We start from the raw sequence: 22090 nt of genomic DNA, 5'->3' as shown, positions 1-22090 counted from the left end.
GTAATACGCCGATTATTCAGATAGGTTACGCCTATCAAAAGAAAGGTTAATACTAAAACAGTATCATACAATAACCTTTTTATTGAAAAGGGCAACCGCTAAGTCAGTCTGGGGCTATGTCACAGAATTTGCCGTGCCGCCCGATCCATCATCTGCGGATACAACTGCCAAAAAAAGTCTTCAAGTTGTTGATAATTTTCTTCAAAATCGTAATAACTCTCGCTCAGTGCCGCCAGGCGCGGACGGCGGCTGGCCATTCCTCGTAGCACATTTTGTAAATAGGGCGCGGCGGCATAACGCTCCATCCAGCGGTCTCGCCATAAGTAATGATTAAGAGTCTGAAAACCTTCCGGCGTACCCGGCAATTGTGGCTCGATCACACTTTTAACATGAGACAAAAAAGCTGGCAGGGAAATTTCCGGCACCAGTTTAGCCCAGTGATGTGACAGGAAATGATCCCAGATAACGTCCAGCGTAATGGGCGCAACGCGCTTCGTTTCCGGACGAAACAGCTGCCGCGCAGCACGGACTTCCGGCAGCGAATCGGTCAGCGCATCGATACGTCGGTGCAGGGCAATCCCTTCGGCAATATCGGCAGAAAACTGCTGCTGTGGATTGCCGCGGATGTAATCGGCCATCAAATTGCCCAGCAGCGAACTGTTGGCAAGCGTGGCAAGATGGAGGTGAGCGAGATAGTTCATGCGCCTACTATATCTTATTTTTATCCACGGCTTTGCAACGACGGCATGAAAGATCAAGGGCAGGTTTAGAAGTTGCCGTTTTTCAGCTAGAATATGCGCCCTGATTTCCCTGAATGTGAATGACCATGCGCGTTGCCGATTTTTCTTTTGAGTTACCAGAATCTTTGATTGCCCACTATCCGCAGGCCCAGCGCAGCGGGTGCCGTCTGCTGTCGTTAAACGGTGAGGATGGCGCGCTGACGCACGGGGTGTTCACCGACTTACTGGACAAACTTAATCCCGGTGACCTGCTGGTGTTTAACAATACGCGGGTGATCCCGGCACGTATTTTTGGCCGCAAGGCCAGCGGCGGGAAAATTGAAGTGCTGATTGAGCGCATGCTGGATGACAAGCGTGTGCTGGCCCACGTGCGCTCGTCCAAATCTCCGAAACCGGGCAGCGCACTGCTGCTGGGCGAAGATGAAAACGTGCAGGCAACGATGACCGCACGCCATGACACGCTGTTTGAAATTGAATTTAACGACCCGCGCGCGGTGCTGGATATTCTGAACGACATCGGCCACATGCCGCTGCCGCCGTATATCGATCGTCCGGATGAAGAAGTAGACCGCGAGCTTTATCAGACGGTTTACAGCCAGAAACCTGGCGCCGTTGCGGCTCCTACCGCCGGTCTGCATTTCGACGAGCCTCTTCTGGCCGCGCTGCGTGAAAAGGGCATTGAAACCGCATTTGTTACCCTGCACGTTGGTGCGGGGACATTCCAGCCGGTGCGGGTAGACAGCATTGAAGACCACATTATGCACGCCGAATATGCGGAAGTGCCGCAGGATGTGGTGGATGCGGTACTGGCCTGTAAGGCGCGCGGCAATCGGGTGATCGCCGTGGGCACCACCTCGGTTCGTTCGCTGGAGAGCGCGGCGCAGGCCGCCGGCGATGCGCTGATTGCGCCGTTCTTTGGCGATACCAAAATCTTTATCTATCCGGGTTATCACTATCAGGTCATTGACGCGCTGGTGACTAACTTCCACCTGCCGGAGTCTACGCTGATTATGCTGGTGTCTGCCTTTGCTGGTTATAAAAATACCATGCATGCCTATCAGCAGGCGGTAGCACAGGAATATCGCTTCTTCAGCTACGGTGACGCGATGTTTATTACCCGTAATTCGCAGGCCTGCCACGAGATCCCGGGGCAGGGCTGATTTTTCCAAAGGACGGCATCGGCTGTCCCTTTGATCACCATTAACATCGAACTGTTTCTTCGGTGGAGGCAATGTGAAGTTTGAATTAGATACGACCGACGGCCGCGCCCGTCGTGGTCGCCTGGTTTTTGACCGTGGCGTGGTAGAAACCCCGGCCTTTATGCCCGTGGGCACGTACGGCACGGTGAAAGGCATGACCCCGGAAGAAGTCGAAGCGACGGGTGCGCAGATTATTCTGGGCAACACCTTCCATTTATGGCTGCGTCCTGGCCAGGAAATCATGAAGCTGCACGGCGATCTGCATGATTTTATGCAGTGGAAAGGACCGATTCTGACAGACTCCGGCGGTTTCCAGGTCTTCAGTCTGGGTGATATTCGTAAGATCACTGAAAAAGGCGTACATTTCCGCAACCCGATCAACGGTGATGCGATCTTCCTCGATCCTGAAAAATCGATGGAAATTCAGTACGATCTCGGTTCTGATATCGTGATGATTTTCGATGAATGTACGCCATACCCGGCCGACTGGGATTATGCCAAGCGTTCTATGGAAATGTCTCTGCGCTGGGCGCAGCGTAGCCGCGATCGCTTTGATTCGCTTGGGAATAAAAACGCGCTGTTCGGCATCATCCAGGGTAGTGTTTACGAAGATTTACGCGATGTCTCGGTTAAAGGACTGGTGGAGATCGGCTTTGATGGGTACGCTGTGGGCGGCCTGGCGGTCGGCGAGCCAAAAGAGGACATGCACCGTATTCTGGAGCACGTTTGTCCGCAGCTTCCTGAAGATAAACCGCGCTACTTAATGGGCGTGGGTAAGCCACAGGATCTGGTTGAAGGCGTCCGTCGTGGTATTGATATGTTCGACTGCGTGATGCCAACCCGTAATGCGCGTAACGGACATCTGTTCGTCACCGATGGTGTGGTGAAAATCCGTAACGCGAAGTATAAAGATGACACGTCTCCGCTGGATGCCGAGTGTGATTGCTACACCTGTCGCAATTACAGCCGTGCCTATTTGTACCATCTCGATCGCTGTAATGAGATTTTAGGAGCGCGACTGAATACCATTCATAATCTGCGTTATTACCAGCGCCTGATGGCGGGTTTACGCAAGGCTATTGAAGAAGGTAAATTAGAGCACTTCGTGACTGAATTTTACCAACGGACGGGGACGGCGGTTCCGCCATTAACGTCTGATAATTAAACAATGAGGGAATTTTAATGAGCTTGTTCATTTCTGATGCCGTGGCAGCTGCAGCACCATCACAGGGAAGTCCTTACTCTCTGGTGATTATGCTGGTTGTATTTGGTCTGATTTTCTACTTCATGATCCTGCGCCCTCAGCAGAAACGTGCGAAAGAGCACAAAAAACTGATGGACTCAATCTCTAAGGGTGATGAAGTGCTGACCACCGGTGGCCTGGTAGGCCGCGTTACGAAAGTAGCGGAAACTGGTTATGTCGCTATCGCGCTGAACGAAACCACTGAAGTTGTGGTCAAACGTGACTTCGTAGCTGCCGTTCTGCCGAAAGGTTCGATGAAGGCGCTGTAATTTTTGATGTCCCTAAGGGAACTGCCGTGTTAAACCGTTATCCTTTATGGAAGTACATCATGCTGATCGTCGTATTACTCGTCGGTCTGCTGTATGCACTGCCTAACCTTTATGGTGAGGATCCGGCTGTTCAGATCACTGGTGCGCGCGGAAGCGCCGCCAGTGAGCAAACGCTGGTTCAGATCCAAAACGCATTAAAAGAAGATAATATCCAGAGCAAATCTATTGCCCTGGAAAACGGCGCTATTATGGCGCGTTTCGCCAATACCGACGTGCAGCTGCGCGCTCGTGAAGCGATTATGAAGGTTCTTGGCGAGAATTACGTTGTGGCGCTTAATCTTGCGCCGGCTACACCCACCTGGCTGTCAATGCTGAACGCAGAGCCGATGAAACTCGGTCTTGACCTGCGCGGCGGCGTGCATTTCCTGATGGAAGTCGATATGGATACTGCTCTGGGTAAACTCCAGGAGCAAAATATCGATAGCCTGCGTAGCGATCTGCGTGAAAAAAATATTCCTTACGTTAACGTTCGTAAAACTGACAACTACGGCATGGAGATTCGTTTCCGCGATGCGGATGCGCGTAATCAGGCCGTTAGCTATCTGACGAGCCGTCACCGCGACATGGTCATCAGTAGCAGCGGCAGCAATGCGTTGACTGCGGTAATGAGCGACGAACGTCTGCGTGAAGCGCGTGAATATGCGGTACAGCAGAACATCAACATTCTGCGAAATCGTGTTAACCAGCTGGGCGTAGCCGAGCCGCTGGTGCAGCGCCAGGGTGCGGACCGCATTGTGGTTGAACTGCCGGGTATTCAGGACACCGCGCGTGCGAAAGAGATCCTCGGTGCAACGGCAACGCTGGAATTCCGCCTGGTTAACACCAGCGTGGATGCAACAGCGGCCGCAAACGGCCGCGTTCCTGGTGACTCTGAAGTGAAAGATACGCGTGATGGCCAGCCGGTTGTGCTGTACAAACGCGTGATCCTCACCGGTGACCATATTACCGACTCTACCTCAAGCATGGATGAGTACAACCAGCCACAGGTTAATATTTCCCTGGACAGCGCTGGCGGTAACATCATGTCCAACTTCACCAAAGACAGCGTCGGTAAGGCGATGGCTACCCTGTTTGTTGAATATAAAGACAGCGGGAAGAAAGATGCCAACGGCCGTTCGATTCTGGTGAAGCAGGAAGAGGTGATCAACGTTGCGAACATCCAGTCTCGTCTGGGTAACAGCTTCCGTATTACCGGCATTAACAACCCGAACGAAGCACGTCAGCTGTCGCTGCTGCTGCGTGCCGGTGCGTTGATTGCGCCAATCCAGATTGTTGAAGAGCGTACGATTGGCCCGACTATGGGTCAGCAGAACATCACTCAGGGTCTGGAAGCCTGCCTGTGGGGCCTGATCGCTTCGATCATCTTTATGGTGCTGTGGTACAAGAAATTCGGTCTGGTGGCGACCAGCGCGCTGTTAGCTAACCTGGTGCTGATTGTCGGCATTATGTCGCTGCTGCCGGGTGCGACGCTGACGATGCCGGGTATTGCCGGTATCGTACTGACGCTGGCGGTTGCGGTCGATGCTAACGTACTGATCAACGAGCGTATCAAAGAAGAGCTGCGTAACGGGCGTTCCGTCCAGCAGGCGATTCATGAAGGCTATAAAGGTGCGTTCTCCAGTATCGTTGATGCCAACGTGACTACGCTGATTAAAGTTATCATTCTGTACGCAGTGGGTACCGGCTCGATTAAAGGGTTTGCTATCACCACGGCGATTGGTGTGGCAACGTCCATGTTTACCGCGATTATCGGCACCCGTGCCATCGTTAATCTGATGTACGGCGGCAAACGCATCAACAAGTTGTCTATCTGAGGAGTGCGTTGTGTCACAGGAACATAGTGTTGAACAAATGAATCACGGGCGTAAAGTCGTCGACTTTATGCGCTGGGATACGCTGGCGTTCATCATCTCTGGTCTGCTGCTGATTATCTCGGTAGCGATTATCGGTGTACGTGGGTTTAACTGGGGGCTTGATTTCACCGGTGGTACGGTGATTGAGATCAACCTGGAAAATCCGACCGATCTGGACGTGATGCGCGAAAGTCTGGTGAAAGCCGGCTTCGCAGAACCGCAGGTGCAGAACTTTGGCAGCAGCCGTGATGTGATGGTGCGTATGTCACCGAACGAAGGCAATGCGGGCCAGGAGCTGGGCAGCAAGGTGCTGGCGGTGATTAATGACACCACTAAGCAGCATGCTACCGTTAAGCGTATTGAGTTCGTTGGGCCGACGGTGGGTAGCGATCTGGCGACGGCAGGCGGCATGGCGCTGCTCTCCGCGCTGATTGCCATTCTGATCTATATCGGTTTCCGCTTCGAGTGGCGACTGGCGCTGGGTACTGTGTTGGCGCTGGCGCACGACGTGGTGATCACCATGGGGCTGCTCTCTCTGTTCCATGTTGAGATCGATCTGACTATCGTTGCCTCGCTGATGTCGGTTATCGGCTACTCGCTGAACGATAAGATCGTGGTCTCGGATCGTATTCGTGAGAACTTCCGCAAAATCCGTCGCGGATCGTCTTACGATATCACCAACGTCTCTCTGACGCAGACGCTGAGCCGTACCATTATCACCTCGGCAACGACGCTGGCGATGGTTCTGATCCTGTTCATTTTTGGTGGCGAGCTGCTGAAAGGTTTCTCTCTGACCATGCTGATCGGTATCACCATCGGTACTATCTCGTCGATTTATGTCTCTTCAGCGCTGGCGCTGAAACTGGGCATGAAGCGTGAACATATGATCCAGCAGAAAGTGGAAAAAGAGGGCGCAGACCAGCCTTCGATTCTGCCTTAATGGTTGAACAGCCATAAAGCTAAGGGCCACATTATGTGGCCCTTTTTTTATGGTGCGCTGACCGCCGCCGCTGGCGACGCCACCACCACATCATGCACGCGCACGTAACCCAATTGCTCCGGTGACAGATTGCTCAGCCGCAGCGGCACGCTGACCTGGCTGCGCGGCAATAGCGTGCTGGCGACCTCAATTTTTTGCGACATACTGCTGATACTCAACGGCTGACCGGTAGCGCTATCCAGCTCGCCCCATTCCACTTCCGCACTGAACGACGGCAGCACAGCGTCGCCGGTTGCACGAATATCCAGGGTGGCACGCGTGCCGTTAGCCTCGCTCTGAACGTGGCTTAACGAAAGCTTCAGATCGCCTGCCTGGCTTTTCAGGATCACCCCGGTATTCGCCTGCGGCAGCAGCCAGGCCCCCTGAGCAGTACCGCTATTAAGATGCCCCTGCTGTTCCAGCGCGCTCGCCTGGCGGGTGAGCTGACGCATTTCCTTGCTCAGCTTGCCGACTTCATTATGCAGCTGGCTGATTTTTGGCTGCGATGGTGCGCTGTTACAGCCGGCCAGCGCCAGCAGCGACGCTACCAGTGACAGTTTCAGATAAGCCGTTGTCATTGTTCATTTCCTTCTGATTTAACGTTTGCTTTTATCTTAGAGCAAAGCGGTCTGAATAGCCTGCCGCGAAAAGCTGTCTTTTGCGGCCCGCGCCGCATAAAGTCATGCAGTTTTGCGCCGCGTGGCTTTGGCAGGCGGCTTCGTTCGCGTTACACTAACCGTCAATTTCAAGGATTATCAGGACGCATCATGCATTGCCCATTCTGTTCCGCCGTGGATACCAAAGTGATCGACTCCCGCCTGGTGGGGGAAGGGACTTCGGTGCGTCGCCGCCGCCAGTGCCTGGTGTGTCATGAACGCTTTACCACCTTCGAAGTTGCCGAACTGGTGATGCCGCGTGTGGTGAAAAGCAACGATGTGCGCGAACCGTTTAATGAAGACAAGCTGCGTAGCGGCCTGATGAAAGCGCTGGAGAAACGCCCGGTTAACTCCGATGCGGTCGAGACCGCGCTCAGCCATATCAAAAGCCAGCTGCGTGCGACCGGCGAGCGTGAAGTGGCCAGTAAGATGATTGGTAATCTGGTGATGGACGAGCTGAAAAAGCTGGATAAAGTGGCTTATATCCGTTTCGCCTCGGTCTATCGCAGCTTTGAAGATATTCGGGAATTTGGCGAAGAGATCGCCCGCTTACAGGACTGATGCGATGCGTGATGAATTCTATATGGCGCGTGCGCTTGAGCTGGCGCGTCTCGGTTGCTTTACCACTACGCCTAATCCAAACGTTGGCTGCGTTATTGTTCGTGACGGCGAAATTGTGGGTGAGGGCTATCACCGTCGAGCCGGTGAGCCGCATGCCGAAGTGCATGCGCTGCGAATGGCGGGCGATAAAGCCCGCGGTGCCACCGCCTATGTCACCCTTGAACCCTGTAGCCACCATGGACGCACGCCCCCCTGCTGTGACGCGCTGACGGCGGCAGGCGTGAGTCGGGTGGTTGCGGCGATGCAAGATCCCAATCCGCAAGTGGCCGGGCGCGGGCTTTATCGTCTGCAACAGGCCGGTATCGACGTCAGTCACGGCCTGATGATGCAGGAAGCGGAAGCGCTGAACCACGGCTTCCTGAAGCGGATGCGCACCGGATTCCCGTGGGTGCAGCTAAAGCTGGGGGCCTCGCTGGATGGCCGTACGGCAATGGCCAGCGGTGAAAGTCAGTGGATTACCTCGCCTGAAGCAAGGCGCGATGTGCAGCGACTGCGGGCGCAAAGCTCTGCCATTCTCAGCACCAGCGCAACCGTACTGGCCGATAATCCGTCGCTGACGGTGCGCTATGATGAGCTGGATGCCAGCACCCGTTCACGCTATGCCGCAGAAGATTTGCGCCAGCCGGTGAGAATTATCGTAGACAGCCAGAATCGCGTCACGCCGCAGCATCGACTTATTGGACAATCCGGTGAAACCTGGCTGGCGCGTAACGAAATTGATACGCAATCGTGGCCGGATAATGTGACCCAGTTCAGCGTGCCGCGCCATAACAACCGGATCGATCTGGTATCAATGTTTATGCTGCTGGGTAAAAAACAAATCAACAGCGTTTGGGTGGAAGCCGGGGCACAGTTTGCCGGCGCGTTGTTGCAGACGGGCGTAGTCGACGAGCTGATTGTTTATCTGGCACCGAAACTGCTGGGCGATGCGGGACGTGGTCTGTGCCATCTGCCTGGGCTGGAGCATCTGGCCGATGCGCCGGAATTTTCCTTCAGCGATGTTCGCCAGGTGGGGCCTGATGTGCGCCTGACGCTGACGCCGAGATACCGCTGAGTTAACGGCTCGCCCTCAGCGAAGATTTTTGCCTGCATTCCGTTTGCGCAAAAGCAAGCAGACGGATTAAGAGTGTGATAGAATCCGCCCCCCTGCGGGGCCAAACAGAACAGAACCCTGAAAGGAAGATTTATGAACGTTATTGAAGCTGCTGTTGCTACTCCTGATGCGCGCGTTGCCCTGGTTATTGCGCGTTTCAACAACTTTATCAACGACAGCCTGCTGAGCGGCGCGATTGATGCCCTGAAACGTATCGGCCAGGTGAAAGATGAAAATATCACCGTGGTCTGGGTTCCGGGTGCCTATGAGCTGCCAATGACCGCTCGCGCACTGGCAAAAGCCGGTAAGCACGATGCCGTTGTGGCGCTGGGTACCGTTATCCGTGGCGGCACCGCTCACTTCGAATATGTGGCAGGCGAGGCCAGCTCCGGTCTGGCCAGCGTTGCCATGAACAGCGATATCCCGGTTGCCTTTGGCGTGCTGACGACTGAAAACATCGAGCAGGCCATCGAACGCGCCGGAACCAAAGCGGGTAATAAAGGTGCTGAAGCAGCCCTGACCGCACTGGAAATGATTAACGTATTAAAAGCCATCAAAGCCTGATTTAAGGGGAATTTCGTGAAACCTGCTGCTCGTCGCCGCGCCCGTGAATGTGCTGTTCAGGCACTTTACTCGTGGCAGATCTCCAAAAACGACATCGCTGATGTCGAATACCAGTTTCTGGCGGAACAGGACGTTAAAGACGTCGATATCAATTATTTCCGTGAGCTGGTCGGCGGCGTTGCAACTAACAGTGCATACCTCGACGGCCTGATGAAACCCTATCTGTCACGTCAGCTGGAAGAGCTGGGACAGGTAGAAAAGGCGATCCTGCGTATTTCTCTGTTTGAACTGAGCAAGCGTTCAGATGTTCCCTACAAAGTGGCCATCAACGAAGGGATCGAGCTGGCGAAAGTGTTCGGTGCTGAAGACAGCCATAAGTTTGTCAACGGCGTGCTGGATAAAGCCGCTCCGCAGATCCGTCCAAACCGCAAATAATCTCTCAAGAGGCCGCTAACCCGGCCTCTTCTTTTTACTCCCGGAATGCATTATGGCTTGTGGCGAATTTGAACTGATAGCACGCTACTTTGATCGTGTAACAAGCTCCCGTCGCGATGTCGAAAAAGGTATTGGCGACGACTGCGCCTTGCTGAGCGTACCTGAAAAACAGTCCCTGGCGATCAGTACCGATACGCTGGTGGCGGGTGTCCATTTTCTTGCCGATATTCATCCAGCCGACCTCGGCTACAAAGCGCTGGCGGTAAATCTTAGCGACCTTGCTGCGATGGGCGCCGATCCTGCATGGCTGACTCTGGCGCTGACGCTGCCGACCGTGGATGAAAGCTGGCTGGAAAGCTTCAGCGACAGTCTGTTTGAGCTTCTCGATTATTACGATATGCAGCTGATCGGCGGTGATACCACGCGCGGTCCGCTTAGCATGACGCTCGGTATCCATGGCCTGGTGCCGCAGGGCCGCGCGCTGCGCCGTTCCGGTGCGCGCATCGGCGACTGGATTTACGTCACCGGCACCTTGGGTGACAGCGCCGCCGGTCTGGCCCTGTTGCTGGGCCAGGAGCAGTTGAGCAACCCCGCTGCCCATGAAGCACTCATTAAGCGCCATCTGCGACCTATCCCGAGAATCCTGCAGGGCCAGGCATTGCGCGATCTGGCAACTTCGGCGATTGATATTTCCGACGGGCTTATTTCCGATCTCGGCCATGTGCTGAAAGCCAGCGACTGCGGCGCGCGGATCAATCTGGATGCCTTGCCGCTCTCAGAGCCGCTGAAACAGAACTTCAGTTCTGAGCAGTGTCTGCACTGGGCGCTGAGCGGTGGCGAAGATTACGAACTGTGCTTCACGGTGCCGGAAATCAATCGCGGTGCGCTGGATGTGGCGCTCGGCTATCTTGGCGTACCGTTTACCTGTATTGGCCAGATGGGCCCGCAGTCAGAGGGGCTGGTTCTGTTGCAGGATGACAGAGTCGTGGAGTTTAACCATAAAGGATTTGACCATTTTGGCTCGTGAAAAAGATGTGGCGAAAAGCCGCCTGAAGATGAGTAACCCGTGGCACCTGCTGGCCACCGGTTTCGGCAGTGGGCTCAGCCCGTGGATGCCCGGCACCATGGGGTCGATTGCAGCGATCCCCTTCTGGTATCTGCTGAATCTGCTGCCGCAGGATCTCTACGTGCTGGTGCTGCTGTTGGGGATCAGTATCGGCGTCTATCTCTGTCATCGCACCGCGAAGGATATGGGTATTCACGACCACGGCAGCATCGTCTGGGATGAGTTTATCGGGATGTGGATTACCCTGATGGCGATTCCGGTCAATAGCTGGCAGTGGGTGCTGGCGGGATTCCTGGTGTTCCGTCTGTTTGATATCTGGAAGCCGTGGCCGATCCGCTGGTTCGATCGCAACGTTCACGGCGGAATGGGGATTATGGTGGACGATATCGTGGCCGGGATTGTTTCTGCCGCTATTCTCTACCTTGCTGGTCACTACTGGCTGATGTAACTCCCGCAGTCGGGGCCAATGCCATTCTGACAGGATAGCCCGCCTGATACAGGACGAAAAAGTTATCGTCCTGTATCAAGAATCCAGCTATTTGTTAGCTCAACACGCCAACACGCCAACACGCCAACACGCCAACACGGCAGGCTGGTTTTACTCGCTTACTCGAACCCAACAACCGGATGCGGCTGATAGACGCTTTCCAGCTCGATAATCTCTTCCTGCGTGAGTTCGACTTCCGTTGCCTTGACCAGGTCGGCCAGCTGTTCGCTGCGTGATGCACCAATAATCGGTGCGGTCACCGCGGGTTTACTGAGCAGCCAGGCCAGCGCTATCTGCGCCCGGCTTACCCCTTTGTCCCTGGCAATTGCCTCAACGCGGGCGGCAATCGCGGCGTCGTTATCCTCATTGGCGGTGTAGAGCGTCTGGCCGTACTGATCCGATACCGTCCGCGCGGTGGCTTCCCCCCACGGCCGGGTCAGGCGACCTCGCGCCAGCGGGCTCCACGGCAGTACGGCGATGTTCTCCGCCAGGCACAGCGGATGCATTTCCCGCTCCTCTTCACGCTGGATCAGGTTGTACTGGTCCTGCATGCTGACAAAACGCGTCCAGCCGTAGCGATCGGCGGTATACAGCGCTTTGGCAAACTGCCAGGCATACATCGAAGAGGCACCGATATAGCGGGCTTTACCGGCTTTCACCACGTCGTGCAGCGCCTCCAGCGTCTCTTCCAGCGGCGTGTTGTAGTCCCAGCGATGGATTTGCAGCAGATCGACGTACTCCATACCCAGTCGGTTCAGGCTGTCATCAATTGACTGCAAAATATTCTTCCGCGACAGGCCGCCGGAAAGGTTGCTCATCGGGAAGAACACTTTGGTCGCAACCACGACCTCATCGCGGCGGGCATAGTCGCGCAGGGCCCGGCCGACGATCTCTTCGCTGCTGCCGTCGGAGTAACTGTTGGCGGTATCAAAGAAGTTAATGCCGGCTTCCAGCGCCTGTTTGATTAGCGGGCGGCTGCTCTCTTCCGGTAGCGTCCAGGCGTGCTTGCCGCGATCGGGTTCACCATAGGTCATGCAGCCCAGGCTCAGGCGTGAAACGGTCAGGTCGGTGTTCGCTAACTGAATGGTTTTCATGAAGACTCCTGCTATTTATCGTTGCGTAAGCATAGCAGGTGAGGAGCTCCCCCGAAGGCCGGGGGAGCACAGGATGTTTACTGCTGCAGCCATCCGGCAATTTGCTGCTGAATCCCTGAGGCATCCAGCTGGAAGTCGGTGCGGATCTCTTCCTGAGTGCCTTGCGGAATAAACACGTCCGGCAGGCCAAGGTTAAGCACCGGAACCGGTTTGCGCTTCGCCATCAGCAGTTCATTCACACCGCTGCCTGCGCCGCCTTTAATCGCGCCTTCTTCCAGCGTAACCAGAGCATCGTGACTCGCAGCCAGCTCCAGAATCAGCGCCTCATCCAGCGGTTTAACAAAGCGCATATCCACCAGCGTGGCATTAAGTGCTTCTGCAGCAGCGGCCGCTTCCGGTAACAGAGTACCGAAGTTGAGGATCGCCAGCTTCTCGCCCTGACGCTTAACGACACCTTTGCCCAGCGGCAGCGAAGCCAGTGGCTCGATAGTGGCACCGGTTCCGGTGCCGCGCGGGTAGCGTACCGCACTCGGGCCGTCCTGGTAGTGATAGCCGGTATAGAGCATCTGGCGGCACTCGTTCTCATCGCTCGGCGTCATGATCACCAGGTTCGGGATGCAGCGCATAAAAGCGATATCGAAAGCGCCCTGATGCGTCTGGCCGTCTGCACCCACGATGCCACCGCGGTCGATAGCAAACAGCACCGGGAGTTTCTGAATCGCCACATCATGAATCAGCTGATCGTAAGCGCGCTGGAGGAACGTCGAGTAGATTGCCACGATCGGCTTGTAGCCACCAATAGCCAGACCGGCGGCGAAGGTCACCGCGTGCTGTTCGGCAATCGCAACGTCGAAATACTGTTTCGGGTATTCGCGTGAGAAAGTCACCATGCCCGAGCCTTCACGCATCGCCGGCGTCACCGCCATCAGTTTTTCATCCTGAGCCGCGGTTTCACACAACCACTGGCCGAAGATTTTTGAATAGGACGGCAATCCTTCGGCGCTCTTTGGCAGCAGACCGCTGGCCGGGTCGAACTTCGGCACCGCGTGCCAGGTAATCGGGTCCTGCTCGGCCGGGGCGTAGCCTTTGCCCTTTTTGGTCATAATGTGCAGGAACTGCGGCCCTTTCAGCGCGCGCATATTGCGCAAAGTCTGCACCAGCGCCAGCACGTCGTGGCCGTCTACCGGGCCGATGTAGTTAAAGCCCAGCTCTTCGAACAGCGTGCCGGGAACCACCATGCCTTTCAGGTGTTCTTCGGTGCGCTTCACCAGTTCTTTAATCGGCGGCAGGCCGGTCAGGACTTTTTTACCACCTTCACGCAGACGTGCGTAGGTTTTGCCGGAGAGCAGCTGTGCCAGGCGGTTATTCAGCGCGCCCACGTTTTCAGAAATCGACATTTCGTTGTCGTTGAGGATCACCAGCAGGTCGGCTTTGATATCGCCGGCATGGTTCATCGCTTCAAACGCCATACCGGCCGTGATCGCACCGTCGCCAATAATGCAGGCGGTACGGCGATCCTTGCCTTCTTTACCGGCGGCAACGGCCATGCCCAGCCCGGCGCTGATAGAGGTTGAGGAGTGACCGACGTTCAGCACGTCGTATTCACTTTCATCACGCCACGGGAACGGATGCAGTCCGTTTTTTTGGCGGATTGTCCCGATGCGATCGCGGCGCCCGGTAAGGATTTTATGCGGATAGGCCTGATGGCCTACGTCCCATACCAGGTGATCGAATGGCGTGTTGTAGACGTAGTGCAACGCAACGGTCAGCTCTACGACGCCCAGCCCCGAAGCAAAGTGGCCGCTGGAGCGGCTCACGCTGTCGAGCAGATACTGGCGCAGCTCATCACAGAGTTTTGGCAGGCTCTCTTTCGGTAGCAAACGTAATTCTTGCACCGTTTCTGCCAGCGCCAGCGTCGGGTATTTTCCAGGTTCAAAACTCATCAGTGACTCATTATGGCTATTTATCGCGTTCAATTATGAAGCCGGCCAGCGCCCGCAACGGGGTGGTATTATAGGATTGTGCGGCCAGCGTTTCTAATGCGCTGAGAGACTCCTGATAGAGATCCCATGCTTTTGTCCGTGCTCCCTCCAGCCCCAACAGCGCCGGGTAAGTGCTTTTGCCCAGTTGCTGATCGGCTCCCTGCTGTTTGCCGAGCACGGCGGTATCACCTATCACATCCAGAATATCGTCCTGAACCTGGAATGCCAGTCCAATAGCACTGGCGTAACGATCGAGTGCAGGCAGGGCGTTACGGCCTCTTTCTCCTGCGGCCAGTGCGCCAAGGCGCACGGCAGAGCGGATCAGCGCACCGGTTTTATGGCGGTGAATCTTTTCCAGTGCGGTTAAATCAACCTGCTGACCTTCTGCCGCCAAATCCAGGGCCTGGCCGCCACACATTCCCGCAACACCGCTGGCCTGCGCCAGTTCTGAAAGCATGGCAATGCGGAACTCCGCCGCAACGCCGGGCATTGGGGCATCGGCCAGGATCGAGAAGGCCAGCGTTTGCAGGGCATCGCCTGCCAGGATTGCCGTGTCTTCACCGAATTTAATATGGCAGGTTGGCTGCCCACGGCGCAGGCTGTCGTCATCCATGGCAGGTAAATCGTCGTGAATCAGGGAATAGGCATGAATGCATTCAACGGCCGCCGCAGGCGCATCCAGAGCACTGTCATCGGCGTGCAGCATCTGACCGGTGGCATAAACCAGAAAAGGACGCAGCCTTTTCCCTCCTAATAATGCGCCATATTCTATGGCATTTACTAGCGGAGTGCTCTGAAAAGGTAGCTCGGCAATGTAACGCTGCAATGCGGCATTCACGCGCTGATAATGCGCATGCTGTAATGCGATGAAATCCATCAGTCGTTTTCCGGAGTAAAAGGCGTCAGATCGGCGTTTTTATCGTCATTCAAAAGGATCTGCACCCGCTGTTCGGCCTGCTGTAGCGTTTGCTGCCCGGTACGCGCCAGCTGCACGCCGCGCTCGAACTCGCTCAGCGCCTCTTCCAGCGGAAGGTTGCCGCTTTCGAGGCGGGTGACGATCTGTTCCAGCTGCTGCAGTGAGCTTTCAAAACTGGCAGGCTGTTCGGATTTTTTCGGCATGTTTGATCCTGACTTGTTATCTTTATCAGCGGATAATGACTTATGGTATCCGACTCGAAATGATTCGCAAAATATACCCGTCATCTTTCCACTGACAATGACGTGATATGTGCACTGGTACAGAACAATCTTACGGATGAGCGGCTGACTGACAGCAGATGAAGAAGCACCCATCGGGCAAATGATGATATACTGCTGCGCCTGAATGCAAAGGCTATGAGCCATTTTGCAAGACCCTGATTTTACCAGCTAAGTGCCTTTCGTTTCAGCACTTAATTGCCTAGCGAACCCATGCCACCATGAAGTTTATCATTAAGTTATTCCCAGAAATCACCATTAAAAGCCAGTCCGTGCGCCTGCGTTTTATCAAAATCCTCACCGGAAACATTCGCAATGTGCTTAAACACTACGATGAAAATCTTGCCGTGGTACGCCACTGGGACCATATCGAAGTGCGTGCGCGCGATGAGAGCCAGCGGCCAACGATTATCGCTGAGCTGACGCGTATTCCGGGTATTCACCATATTCTGGAAGTTGAAGACCGTCCTTACACCGATGTGCACAACATCTTCGAGCAGACGCTGGAACTGACCCGCGAGCGCATCGAAGGGAAATCCTTCTGTGTACGCGTCAAGCGTCGCGGCAAGCATGAGTTCAGCTCGCAGGACGTTGAGCGTTACGTTGGCGGCGGCCTGAACCAGCACGTGGCTTCTGCCCGCGTGCAGCTCAATCGCCCGGACGTGACGGTTAACCTGGAAATTGAAGACGACCGCCTGCTGCTGGTAACCGGCCGCTTTGAAGGTATCGGTGGCTTCCCGATTGGCACGCAGGAAGACGTGCTGTCACTGATCTCCGGTGGGTTTGACTCCGGCGTTTCCAGCTATATGCTGATGCGTCGCGGCTGTCGTGTTCACTACTGCTTCTTCAATCTGGGCGGTGCCGCTCATGAGATTGGCGTACGGCAGGTGGCCCACTATCTGTGGAAGCGCTACGGCAGCTCGCATCGCGTTCGCTTTGTTGCTATCAACTTTGAGCCGGTGGTCGGTGAGATCCTGGAAAAAGTGGATGATGGCCAGATGGGCGTGGTACTGAAGCGCATGATGGTGCGTGCGGCGTCGAAAGTGGCCGAACGCTACGGCGTGCAGGCGCTGGTTACCGGCGAAGCGCTGGGCCAGGTTTCCAGCCAGACGCTGACCAATCTGCGTTTAATTGATAACGCCAGCGATACCCTGATCCTGCGTCCGCTGATTTCGCACGATAAAGAGCACATCATTAATCTGGCACGTGAAATCGGGACGGAAGACTTTGCCCGCACCATGCCGGAGTACTGTGGCGTGATCTCGAAAAGCCCGACGGTGAAAGCCGTGAAGGCGAAAATTGAAGCGGAAGAGCAGAACTTCGATTTCACCATCCTCGACCGCATGGTGGAAGAGGCGACCAACGTCGATATCCGCCAGATTGCCGAAAAAACTCAGGAAGAAGTGGTGGAAGTGGAAACCGTGGCCTCGTTCGGCGTGAATGACGCGGTGCTGGATATTCGCTCCAACGACGAACAGGATGCCCGCCCGCTTGAGGTTGACGGCGTTGAAGTGAAATCCCTGCCGTTTTACAAGCTGGGCACTCAGTTTGGCGATCTCGACCAGTCGAAAACCTGGCTGCTTTACTGCGAGCGCGGCGTGATGAGCCGTTTGCAGGCGCTGTATCTGCACGAGCAGGGCTTTACCAACGTTAAGATCTATCGCCCTTAACATACGGAATGGCAGCACATTCACTGTTGCCATCCCCCATCAGCCCAGCTGCGGATATCCAGATTTCTAAGAAGAAGCCCGGATATCCGCGCTGAAATAAATCACGCTCGTTAGCGTTAATCACGCTTGATGGGCGTACGTTCCCAGCCTTATCTTCAGCGACTCAGTAATAAGTTGCCGCTGCTCAATCCTTATAGTCGTAAATCCCTGCCGCCAGTACCATCTGCTCGCCAACTTCACGCGCTTTGTCTTTACCCACCAGTAAATCAATCAGTTTGAGGGCGAAATCAATGGTGGTACCCGGTGCCTGGCTGGTCAGCAGATTCACGCGACGATCCCAGACTACGCGGCGATCCATCCACTTACCTTCGGGAATGGTATCTTTCAGCCCCGGGAAGCCGGTCATATTCCCCACCGGGAACAGGTCGTGTGGGATCAGTACGGTGCCCGGGGTGGCGCACATAGCTGCCACGATGCGGCCGGAAAGGTGAAACTGCCGCACGGTCTCGACCAGCAGCGGGCTGTCGCGAAAACACTCGGCACCCTTCAAGCCGCCCGGCAGGACGATGGCATCGAACTCGTCATCGGCCACCTGCACCAGCGGCGCATCCGCCAGCAGCCGCACTCCGCGTGAACAGACAATTTCACGATCGCCGTTTTCGGCCACGCTCGCGGTGACGACGCGAATGCCCGCGCGCACCAGCAGATCGATGGTGGTAACGGCTTCGGTTTCTTCACTCCCAGGTGCCAGGCAAACCAGCACCGATGCGTTCGCGGTCATAATCTTGTTCCTTACGCTTAATAAATTCAAAAAGACGGTTGTTCTCCGGCGTTACCAGGCCCTGAGCGCGGGCACGACGGATCACGTAGCCGTTGATATAGTCAATTTCCGTACGGCGCTGGGCACGGATATCCTGCAGCATGGAAGAGGTATTGCCCGCCGTGCTGCGGATCACATCCATCACGTAGTCGATCAGCCATTCGCGCGAGATATGCTGGCCTTCTCGTTCCATGACGGCGGCCACTTCATTGCTGAGCGCGTCAATTTCCTCACGGTGCTCCACCAGCTCGCCGTTGGTGCAGTCGTAAAATACGGTGAGCGGATTAATCACGCAGTTCACCGCCAGCTTTTGCCAGGCCGCAGAGGCGACATTGTTGTGCCACGCGACATCAGGTAGTGCGGCATGCAGCGTTTCCGCCAGCTCGCTCATTGCTTCAGCAGCTGGAGAAATGGGGCCGACATGCGTGATCCCGGAGGCAACGTGGACGATCACCGTGCCATCGTGCCTGGCCGCATGCGTCGTAACGCCGCGCAGCAATGGCTGACGCAGCGTTTTCAGTTCATCAAGTGTGCCCATGCCGTTGTGCAGCAGCAGCACCGGACAGTTTTCCGGCAGGATAAACTGCAGGTTCTTCACGGCCTCAGATACCTGCCAGGCTTTGAGCGTGACCAGCAGCAGATCGCTTTTCGCGAGAAAGGTCGGATCGTTAGCGATCAGCGTTTTATTGATCGGGGAGCCGTGTAAATCGATCACGTTTACCGAGCAGTAGGGTTGTGGAACCCTTAACCAGCCCTGAACTTCATGCCCCTGTTGTTCAAGAGCAGCAAGCCAGATCTGCCCTAAAGCTCCGCATCCAAGTACGGTAATTTTCATTGTTCCTCCCCGCGGCGGGGTGAGTTAAACAGTTTACCCGCGCATCTGTTGATTATTATAGCTTTCAGCGTCCGCAGTTTTATTTACCCGTGGCAAGCAGGTATTATGCCTGTCACTTTAGTCTCAGGAGAATAGATCATGCCATCTTTCGATATCGTTTCCGAAATTGACATGCAGGAAGTGCGTAATGCCGTTGAAAACGCCAACCGCGAAATCGCCACCCGCTTTGATTTCCGTAACGTGCAGGCCAGCTTCGAGCTGAACGAAAAAAACGAATCAATTAAGGTTGCCAGCGAGTCAGATTTCCAGGTGAAACAGCTGCTGGATATCCTGCGTGAAAAACTGCTGAAGCGCGGCATTGAAAATGCGGCGCTGGACGTGCCCGAAGAGATCGAGCACAGCGGTAAAAACTGGAGCGTCGATGCCAAAATGAAAAAAGGCATTGAGAGCGATGTAGCGAAGAAGCTGGTTAAGCTGATCAAAGACAGCAAGCTGAAAGTACAGACCCAGATTCAGGGCGATGAAGTGCGCGTTACCGGCAAATCTCGCGATGACCTGCAGGGCGCAATGGCGCTGGTGCGTAAGGGCGAACTGGGCCAGCCGTTCCAGTTCAAAAACTTCCGCGACTAAGCCTCACATCGCTTCTTCGTTTTGGCGTTTCGGACCGTGATGTAAGGCCCGAGTGCTGAAGCGCAGGTGATATGAGGTTAGCTGGCTGGCCCCTGTTCAGGGGCCGGCTGGCACATATTCATTTCAACGCGAATGGGTCTGCAATGACGTGCGGATCTGAAGCGTTGCACCGACCACGGCAGGGCGGTGCCTGTCTCTGTTTAAGTGCGAGTTTATGCCGCTGAAGCAATCAGCTTTTCCAGCGTGGCGCGGCTGGTGACCTTGCTGTCGATTTTGACGTAGGCACTCTGCTCTTCCGGCACGATAAATACCGCCGTTACGCCAGGTTCCGTTTTCAGCTTCTGCTCCAGTGCATTTTTATCTAAGGTACAGGCTTCCAGCGTTATCCGCAGGCTGCTGACGTAAGGCGGTTCCTGCATGGTGATGCTGACCAGCAGCCAGACTGCGGCGATGACTGCGCCAACCACAAACACGCTCTGCGCATCGAAGTGACCGAACACCCATCCGCCCATGCTGCCACCGATTGCCACGCCGATAAACTGACTGGTTGAGTACAGCCCCATAGCGGTGCCTTTGAAGCCGGGAGGGGACTCTTTGCTGACCAGCGAGGGCAGAATGGCTTCCATCAGATTAAAGCCGACAAAGAACAGCTGCACGCCAATAACCAGCGTCCAGAAATGTCCACCAGCCAGCCAGAGGACGACTTCTGCCACCAGCATCAGCGCCACGCAGAAGATAAATACGCGCTTCATCCGGCGCTTCACTTCGGCGTAAATAATAAAGGGCACCACGCTGACGAAGGCGATAAGCATGGTCACCAGGTACACTTTCCAGTGTTCGGCGGCCGGTAAGCCCGCGCGTTCAAACTGGCCCGGCAGCGCGACAAAGCTCGACATCAGCAAAATGTGCAGGCAGAGAATGCCGAAATTCAGTTTCACCAGGCGGCTGTTTGCCAGCACATCGCGGAAGCTGCCTTTCACCATGCCCGACTCGCGGTTGAGTACGTGATTAGACGCGGAGGGCACCACCAGCAGGGTAATAACAATGCCTGCCGTTGCCAGTACGGCGATCATCCAGAACAGCGCGTGCAGGCCAAACGCATTGGTCACGATCGGCCCCAGTACCATCGCGATAGCGAAGGTAATACCAAAGCTGATGCCGATAAACGCCATCGCCTTGGTGCGGTTCTGCTCGCGTGTTAAATCGGAGAGCAGTGCCATTACCGCTGCGGCTATCGCACCGGAACCCTGTAGCGCTCGGCCAAGGATTACCCCCCAAATCGAGGTGGTTAATGCGGCAATCACGCTACCAAGAACAAAAATAATCAGTCCGCCGACGATAAGCGGCTTGCGGCCAATACGATCGGAAAGCAGTCCAAAGGGGATCTGGAATACGGCCTGGGCTAAACCGTAAATGCCGATGGCCAGCCCGATCAATGCTTCGCTGGCTCCCTGTAAAGCCATGCCATAAGTGGTGAGGACCGGTAACACCATAAACATGCCCAGCATACGCAGGGAAAAAACCGTCCCCAGGCCCCAGGTAGCACGAAGCTCGACCGGGGTCATTTTATTATCGTTCATTACTACCTCATGCATTTAGTGCGCATAGTTTATGTGCGAGGGGAGGGCGGGTACAACATTACTTGCGAAGAAGTCGTAACAAAAAGAAAGGGCGCGAAATCGCGCCCTTTATCGTGATGCAGCTTTGCTTACCGGACGTAAGTCAGCAGATCTTTAGAAGCGGGGGTCATAAAATCGACAGACATCATCACGCTCAGCGCGGTGATAGCAACGATTGAAAACACGAACAGTTTACGCGCCCAAACTCGGTCGTTTGAGGTTTTGTAACCTGACAGTGCCATACCCAGCCACCAGACGCTAACCGCTGCGGCCACCACCAGATATTTATATCCGGCATAACCACCCAGCGTCAGCATCAGCGTGGCAATCATAAACGCCAGGATATACAGCGTAATATGATTTTTCGCGACCGAAATGCCTTTCACCACCGGCAGAACCGGAATGTTGGCTGCCTGGTAATCTTTAAAGCGGAAGATAGCAATCGCATAGGAATGCGGCATCTGCCACAGGCTAAAGATAGCCAGCAGGATCAACGCACCGGCGTCAAACTGATTGGAAACCGCACAGTAGCCGATCACCGGAGGTGCTGCGCCAGAGAGACTACCAATCAGGGTGCCGTAGACGGAGTTGCGCTTCATGTACAGGCTGTAAACGCCGACATAAACCACGAAACCCATCACCGCCAGCCACATGGCCAGCGGATTTGCTCCGAAATACAGCATCGCAAAGCCAGCAATACCTAAAACGGTCGCATAAACCAGGCTCAGTTTCGGAGAGATGAGGCCTTTGACCATCACCCGATTCTTGGTTCTCTCCATCTTTTTGTCGATGTCGCGGTCGATGTAGTTGTTATAAACACAACCCGATGCCACCACCAGCGAAACGCCGACAAGGGTGAAGAGAAACAGGGAGTAATCGATGCTGCCTTTAGAAGCCAGCAGGAATCCCCCGATAACAGAAATTAAATTCCCGAAAATAATCCCTGGTTTTGTTACTTGCAGGTATCGCTTAATCATC

General features: G+C 55.1%; 23 protein-coding genes. 13 read left to right on the top strand and 10 right to left on the bottom strand.

From position 1 onward, the window contains the following. Positions 1–119: 119 nt before the first annotated feature. The gene (locus tag JOE09_RS09225; RefSeq protein ID WP_200545518.1) at positions 120–701 is read right to left on the bottom strand and encodes an ACP phosphodiesterase; all 582 of its coding nucleotides are present in this window, start codon (positions 699–701) and stop codon (positions 120–122) included. A 125-nt stretch (positions 702–826) separates the two neighbouring features. On the opposite strand from JOE09_RS09225, the gene queA reads away from it, so the two are divergent. From queA to secF, 5 genes are all read left to right on the top strand, one after another. Continuing rightward, positions 827–1900 (top strand): tRNA preQ1(34) S-adenosylmethionine ribosyltransferase-isomerase QueA, encoded by a 1074-nt coding sequence (gene queA, locus JOE09_RS09220; RefSeq protein ID WP_205065642.1) that lies wholly within the window; start codon positions 827–829, stop codon positions 1898–1900. Positions 1901–1973: 73 nt separating this feature from the next. Beyond that, positions 1974–3104: a tRNA guanosine(34) transglycosylase Tgt gene (tgt, locus tag JOE09_RS09215; RefSeq protein WP_105590771.1), complete on the top strand. Its 1131-nt coding sequence runs from the start codon at positions 1974–1976 to the stop codon at positions 3102–3104. A gap of 17 nt (positions 3105–3121) precedes the next feature. Continuing rightward, entirely contained in the window at positions 3122–3451 is a 330-nt protein-coding gene (yajC, locus tag JOE09_RS09210) for a preprotein translocase subunit YajC (RefSeq protein WP_056233931.1), read from the top strand. 26 nt (positions 3452–3477) lie between these two features. Continuing rightward, on the top strand, positions 3478–5325 hold the full coding sequence (gene secD / locus JOE09_RS09205) for a protein translocase subunit SecD (RefSeq protein WP_205065545.1): 1848 nt from the start codon (positions 3478–3480) through the stop codon (positions 5323–5325). A 37-nt stretch (positions 5326–5362) separates the two neighbouring features. Then, positions 5363–6304: a protein translocase subunit SecF gene (secF, locus tag JOE09_RS09200; RefSeq protein ID WP_234471790.1), complete on the top strand. Its 942-nt coding sequence runs from the start codon at positions 5363–5365 to the stop codon at positions 6302–6304. Between the two features lie 47 nt (positions 6305–6351). Here the strand turns inward: secF and JOE09_RS09195 are convergent, their stop codons facing one another. Next, positions 6352–6921, bottom strand: a complete 570-nt coding sequence (locus JOE09_RS09195) for a DUF3251 domain-containing protein (protein ID WP_205065544.1) — start codon at positions 6919–6921, stop codon at positions 6352–6354. A gap of 189 nt (positions 6922–7110) precedes the next feature. On the opposite strand from JOE09_RS09195, the gene nrdR reads away from it, so the two are divergent. The 6 genes from nrdR to pgpA all read left to right on the top strand — a co-directional run bounded on the left by nrdR (position 7111) and on the right by pgpA (position 11226). After that, positions 7111–7560, top strand: coding sequence for a transcriptional regulator NrdR (nrdR, locus tag JOE09_RS09190; RefSeq protein WP_105590775.1), 450 nt, complete (start codon positions 7111–7113; stop codon positions 7558–7560). Positions 7561–7564: 4 nt separating this feature from the next. Then, positions 7565–8674: a bifunctional diaminohydroxyphosphoribosylaminopyrimidine deaminase/5-amino-6-(5-phosphoribosylamino)uracil reductase RibD gene (ribD, locus tag JOE09_RS09185; protein WP_205065543.1), complete on the top strand. Its 1110-nt coding sequence runs from the start codon at positions 7565–7567 to the stop codon at positions 8672–8674. Positions 8675–8806: 132 nt separating this feature from the next. Next, positions 8807–9277: a 6,7-dimethyl-8-ribityllumazine synthase gene (ribH, locus tag JOE09_RS09180; protein WP_105590777.1), complete on the top strand. Its 471-nt coding sequence runs from the start codon at positions 8807–8809 to the stop codon at positions 9275–9277. Positions 9278–9292: 15 nt separating this feature from the next. Beyond that, positions 9293–9712 carry a transcription antitermination factor NusB gene (nusB, locus tag JOE09_RS09175; protein WP_105590778.1) on the top strand — a complete coding sequence of 140 codons (420 nt, stop codon included), beginning with the start codon at positions 9293–9295 and terminating at the stop codon, positions 9710–9712. Between the two features lie 52 nt (positions 9713–9764). Further along, complete coding sequence (thiL, locus tag JOE09_RS09170) at positions 9765–10739, top strand: thiamine-phosphate kinase (protein WP_205065542.1); 975 nt, start codon at positions 9765–9767, stop codon at positions 10737–10739. After that, positions 10720–11226 carry a phosphatidylglycerophosphatase A gene (gene pgpA / locus JOE09_RS09165; RefSeq protein WP_200545355.1) on the top strand — a complete coding sequence of 169 codons (507 nt, stop codon included), beginning with the start codon at positions 10720–10722 and terminating at the stop codon, positions 11224–11226. Before thiL ends, pgpA begins: the two co-directional genes overlap by 20 nt. Positions 11227–11384: 158 nt before the next feature. On the opposite strand, the gene JOE09_RS09160 is transcribed toward pgpA, so the two are convergent. From JOE09_RS09160 to xseB, 4 genes are all read right to left on the bottom strand, one after another. Further along, positions 11385–12359 (bottom strand): aldo/keto reductase, encoded by a 975-nt coding sequence (locus JOE09_RS09160; protein WP_105590781.1) that lies wholly within the window; start codon positions 12357–12359, stop codon positions 11385–11387. A gap of 77 nt (positions 12360–12436) precedes the next feature. Beyond that, positions 12437–14302 (bottom strand): 1-deoxy-D-xylulose-5-phosphate synthase, encoded by a 1866-nt coding sequence (gene dxs, locus JOE09_RS09155; RefSeq protein WP_205065541.1) that lies wholly within the window; start codon positions 14300–14302, stop codon positions 12437–12439. Positions 14303–14318: 16 nt separating this feature from the next. Then, positions 14319–15218, bottom strand: a complete 900-nt coding sequence (gene ispA / locus JOE09_RS09150) for a (2E,6E)-farnesyl diphosphate synthase (protein WP_205065540.1) — start codon at positions 15216–15218, stop codon at positions 14319–14321. Then, on the bottom strand, positions 15218–15460 hold the full coding sequence (xseB, locus tag JOE09_RS09145) for an exodeoxyribonuclease VII small subunit (protein ID WP_105590784.1): 243 nt from the start codon (positions 15458–15460) through the stop codon (positions 15218–15220). The genes ispA and xseB overlap by 1 nt, the downstream gene beginning before the upstream one ends. A 299-nt stretch (positions 15461–15759) precedes the next feature. On the opposite strand from xseB, the gene thiI reads away from it, so the two are divergent. After that, entirely contained in the window at positions 15760–17208 is a 1449-nt protein-coding gene (thiI, locus tag JOE09_RS09140) for a tRNA uracil 4-sulfurtransferase ThiI (RefSeq protein ID WP_205065539.1), read from the top strand. A 184-nt stretch (positions 17209–17392) separates the two neighbouring features. On the opposite strand, the gene yajL is transcribed toward thiI, so the two are convergent. Then, a complete protein-coding gene (gene yajL, locus JOE09_RS09135; RefSeq protein WP_205065538.1) occupies positions 17393–17989 on the bottom strand; it encodes a protein deglycase YajL in 597 nt (198 codons plus the stop codon). Next, entirely contained in the window at positions 17943–18863 is a 921-nt protein-coding gene (gene panE / locus JOE09_RS09130) for a 2-dehydropantoate 2-reductase (RefSeq protein WP_200560028.1), read from the bottom strand. The genes yajL and panE overlap by 47 nt, the downstream gene beginning before the upstream one ends. A gap of 138 nt (positions 18864–19001) precedes the next feature. On the opposite strand from panE, the gene JOE09_RS09125 reads away from it, so the two are divergent. After that, the gene (locus JOE09_RS09125; RefSeq protein WP_105590788.1) at positions 19002–19493 is read left to right on the top strand and encodes a YajQ family cyclic di-GMP-binding protein; all 492 of its coding nucleotides are present in this window, start codon (positions 19002–19004) and stop codon (positions 19491–19493) included. Between the two features lie 212 nt (positions 19494–19705). Here JOE09_RS09125 and JOE09_RS09120 read toward each other — a convergent pair whose 3' ends face one another. Together JOE09_RS09120 and cyoE are read right to left on the bottom strand one after the other, a co-directional pair. Further along, a complete protein-coding gene (locus tag JOE09_RS09120) occupies positions 19706–21073 on the bottom strand; it encodes an MFS transporter (RefSeq protein ID WP_205065537.1) in 1368 nt (455 codons plus the stop codon). Between the two features lie 128 nt (positions 21074–21201). Beyond that, a complete protein-coding gene (gene cyoE, locus JOE09_RS09115) occupies positions 21202–22089 on the bottom strand; it encodes a heme o synthase (protein WP_123335681.1) in 888 nt (295 codons plus the stop codon). Position 22090: the final 1 nt, after the last annotated feature.

This window comes from Pantoea coffeiphila (assembly GCF_016909495.1).
In the GTDB taxonomy this organism is placed as follows: domain Bacteria; phylum Pseudomonadota; class Gammaproteobacteria; order Enterobacterales; family Enterobacteriaceae; genus Erwinia; species Erwinia coffeiphila.
Note: the sequence above shows the minus strand (reverse complement) of the source record. Positions and strands in the feature narration are given on the sequence as shown.

Bases quoted from the DNA above. Each gene is read 5' to 3' on its own strand.
- JOE09_RS09225 (WP_200545518.1), bottom strand. From the start codon at position 701: ATGAACTATCTCGCTCACCTCCATCTTGCCACGCTTGCCAACAGTTCG.
- queA (WP_205065642.1), top strand. From the start codon at position 827: ATGCGCGTTGCCGATTTTTCTTTTGAGTTACCAGAATCTTTGATTGCC.
- yajC (WP_056233931.1), top strand. From the start codon at position 3,122: ATGAGCTTGTTCATTTCTGATGCCGTGGCAGCTGCAGCACCATCACAG.
- secF (WP_234471790.1), top strand. From the start codon at position 5,363: ATGAATCACGGGCGTAAAGTCGTCGACTTTATGCGCTGGGATACGCTG.
- JOE09_RS09195 (WP_205065544.1), bottom strand. From the start codon at position 6,921: ATGACAACGGCTTATCTGAAACTGTCACTGGTAGCGTCGCTGCTGGCG.
- nrdR (WP_105590775.1), top strand. From the start codon at position 7,111: ATGCATTGCCCATTCTGTTCCGCCGTGGATACCAAAGTGATCGACTCC.
- ribD (WP_205065543.1), top strand. From the start codon at position 7,565: ATGCGTGATGAATTCTATATGGCGCGTGCGCTTGAGCTGGCGCGTCTC.
- ribH (WP_105590777.1), top strand. From the start codon at position 8,807: ATGAACGTTATTGAAGCTGCTGTTGCTACTCCTGATGCGCGCGTTGCC.
- thiL (WP_205065542.1), top strand. From the start codon at position 9,765: ATGGCTTGTGGCGAATTTGAACTGATAGCACGCTACTTTGATCGTGTA.
- JOE09_RS09160 (WP_105590781.1), bottom strand. From the start codon at position 12,359: ATGAAAACCATTCAGTTAGCGAACACCGACCTGACCGTTTCACGCCTG.
- dxs (WP_205065541.1), bottom strand. From the start codon at position 14,302: ATGAGTTTTGAACCTGGAAAATACCCGACGCTGGCGCTGGCAGAAACG.
- ispA (WP_205065540.1), bottom strand. From the start codon at position 15,218: ATGGATTTCATCGCATTACAGCATGCGCATTATCAGCGCGTGAATGCC.
- xseB (WP_105590784.1), bottom strand. From the start codon at position 15,460: ATGCCGAAAAAATCCGAACAGCCTGCCAGTTTTGAAAGCTCACTGCAG.
- thiI (WP_205065539.1), top strand. From the start codon at position 15,760: ATGAAGTTTATCATTAAGTTATTCCCAGAAATCACCATTAAAAGCCAG.
- yajL (WP_205065538.1), bottom strand. From the start codon at position 17,989: ATGACCGCGAACGCATCGGTGCTGGTTTGCCTGGCACCTGGGAGTGAA.
- panE (WP_200560028.1), bottom strand. From the start codon at position 18,863: ATGAAAATTACCGTACTTGGATGCGGAGCTTTAGGGCAGATCTGGCTT.
- JOE09_RS09125 (WP_105590788.1), top strand. From the start codon at position 19,002: ATGCCATCTTTCGATATCGTTTCCGAAATTGACATGCAGGAAGTGCGT.
- JOE09_RS09120 (WP_205065537.1), bottom strand. From the start codon at position 21,073: ATGAACGATAATAAAATGACCCCGGTCGAGCTTCGTGCTACCTGGGGC.
- cyoE (WP_123335681.1), bottom strand. From the start codon at position 22,089: ATGATTAAGCGATACCTGCAAGTAACAAAACCAGGGATTATTTTCGGG.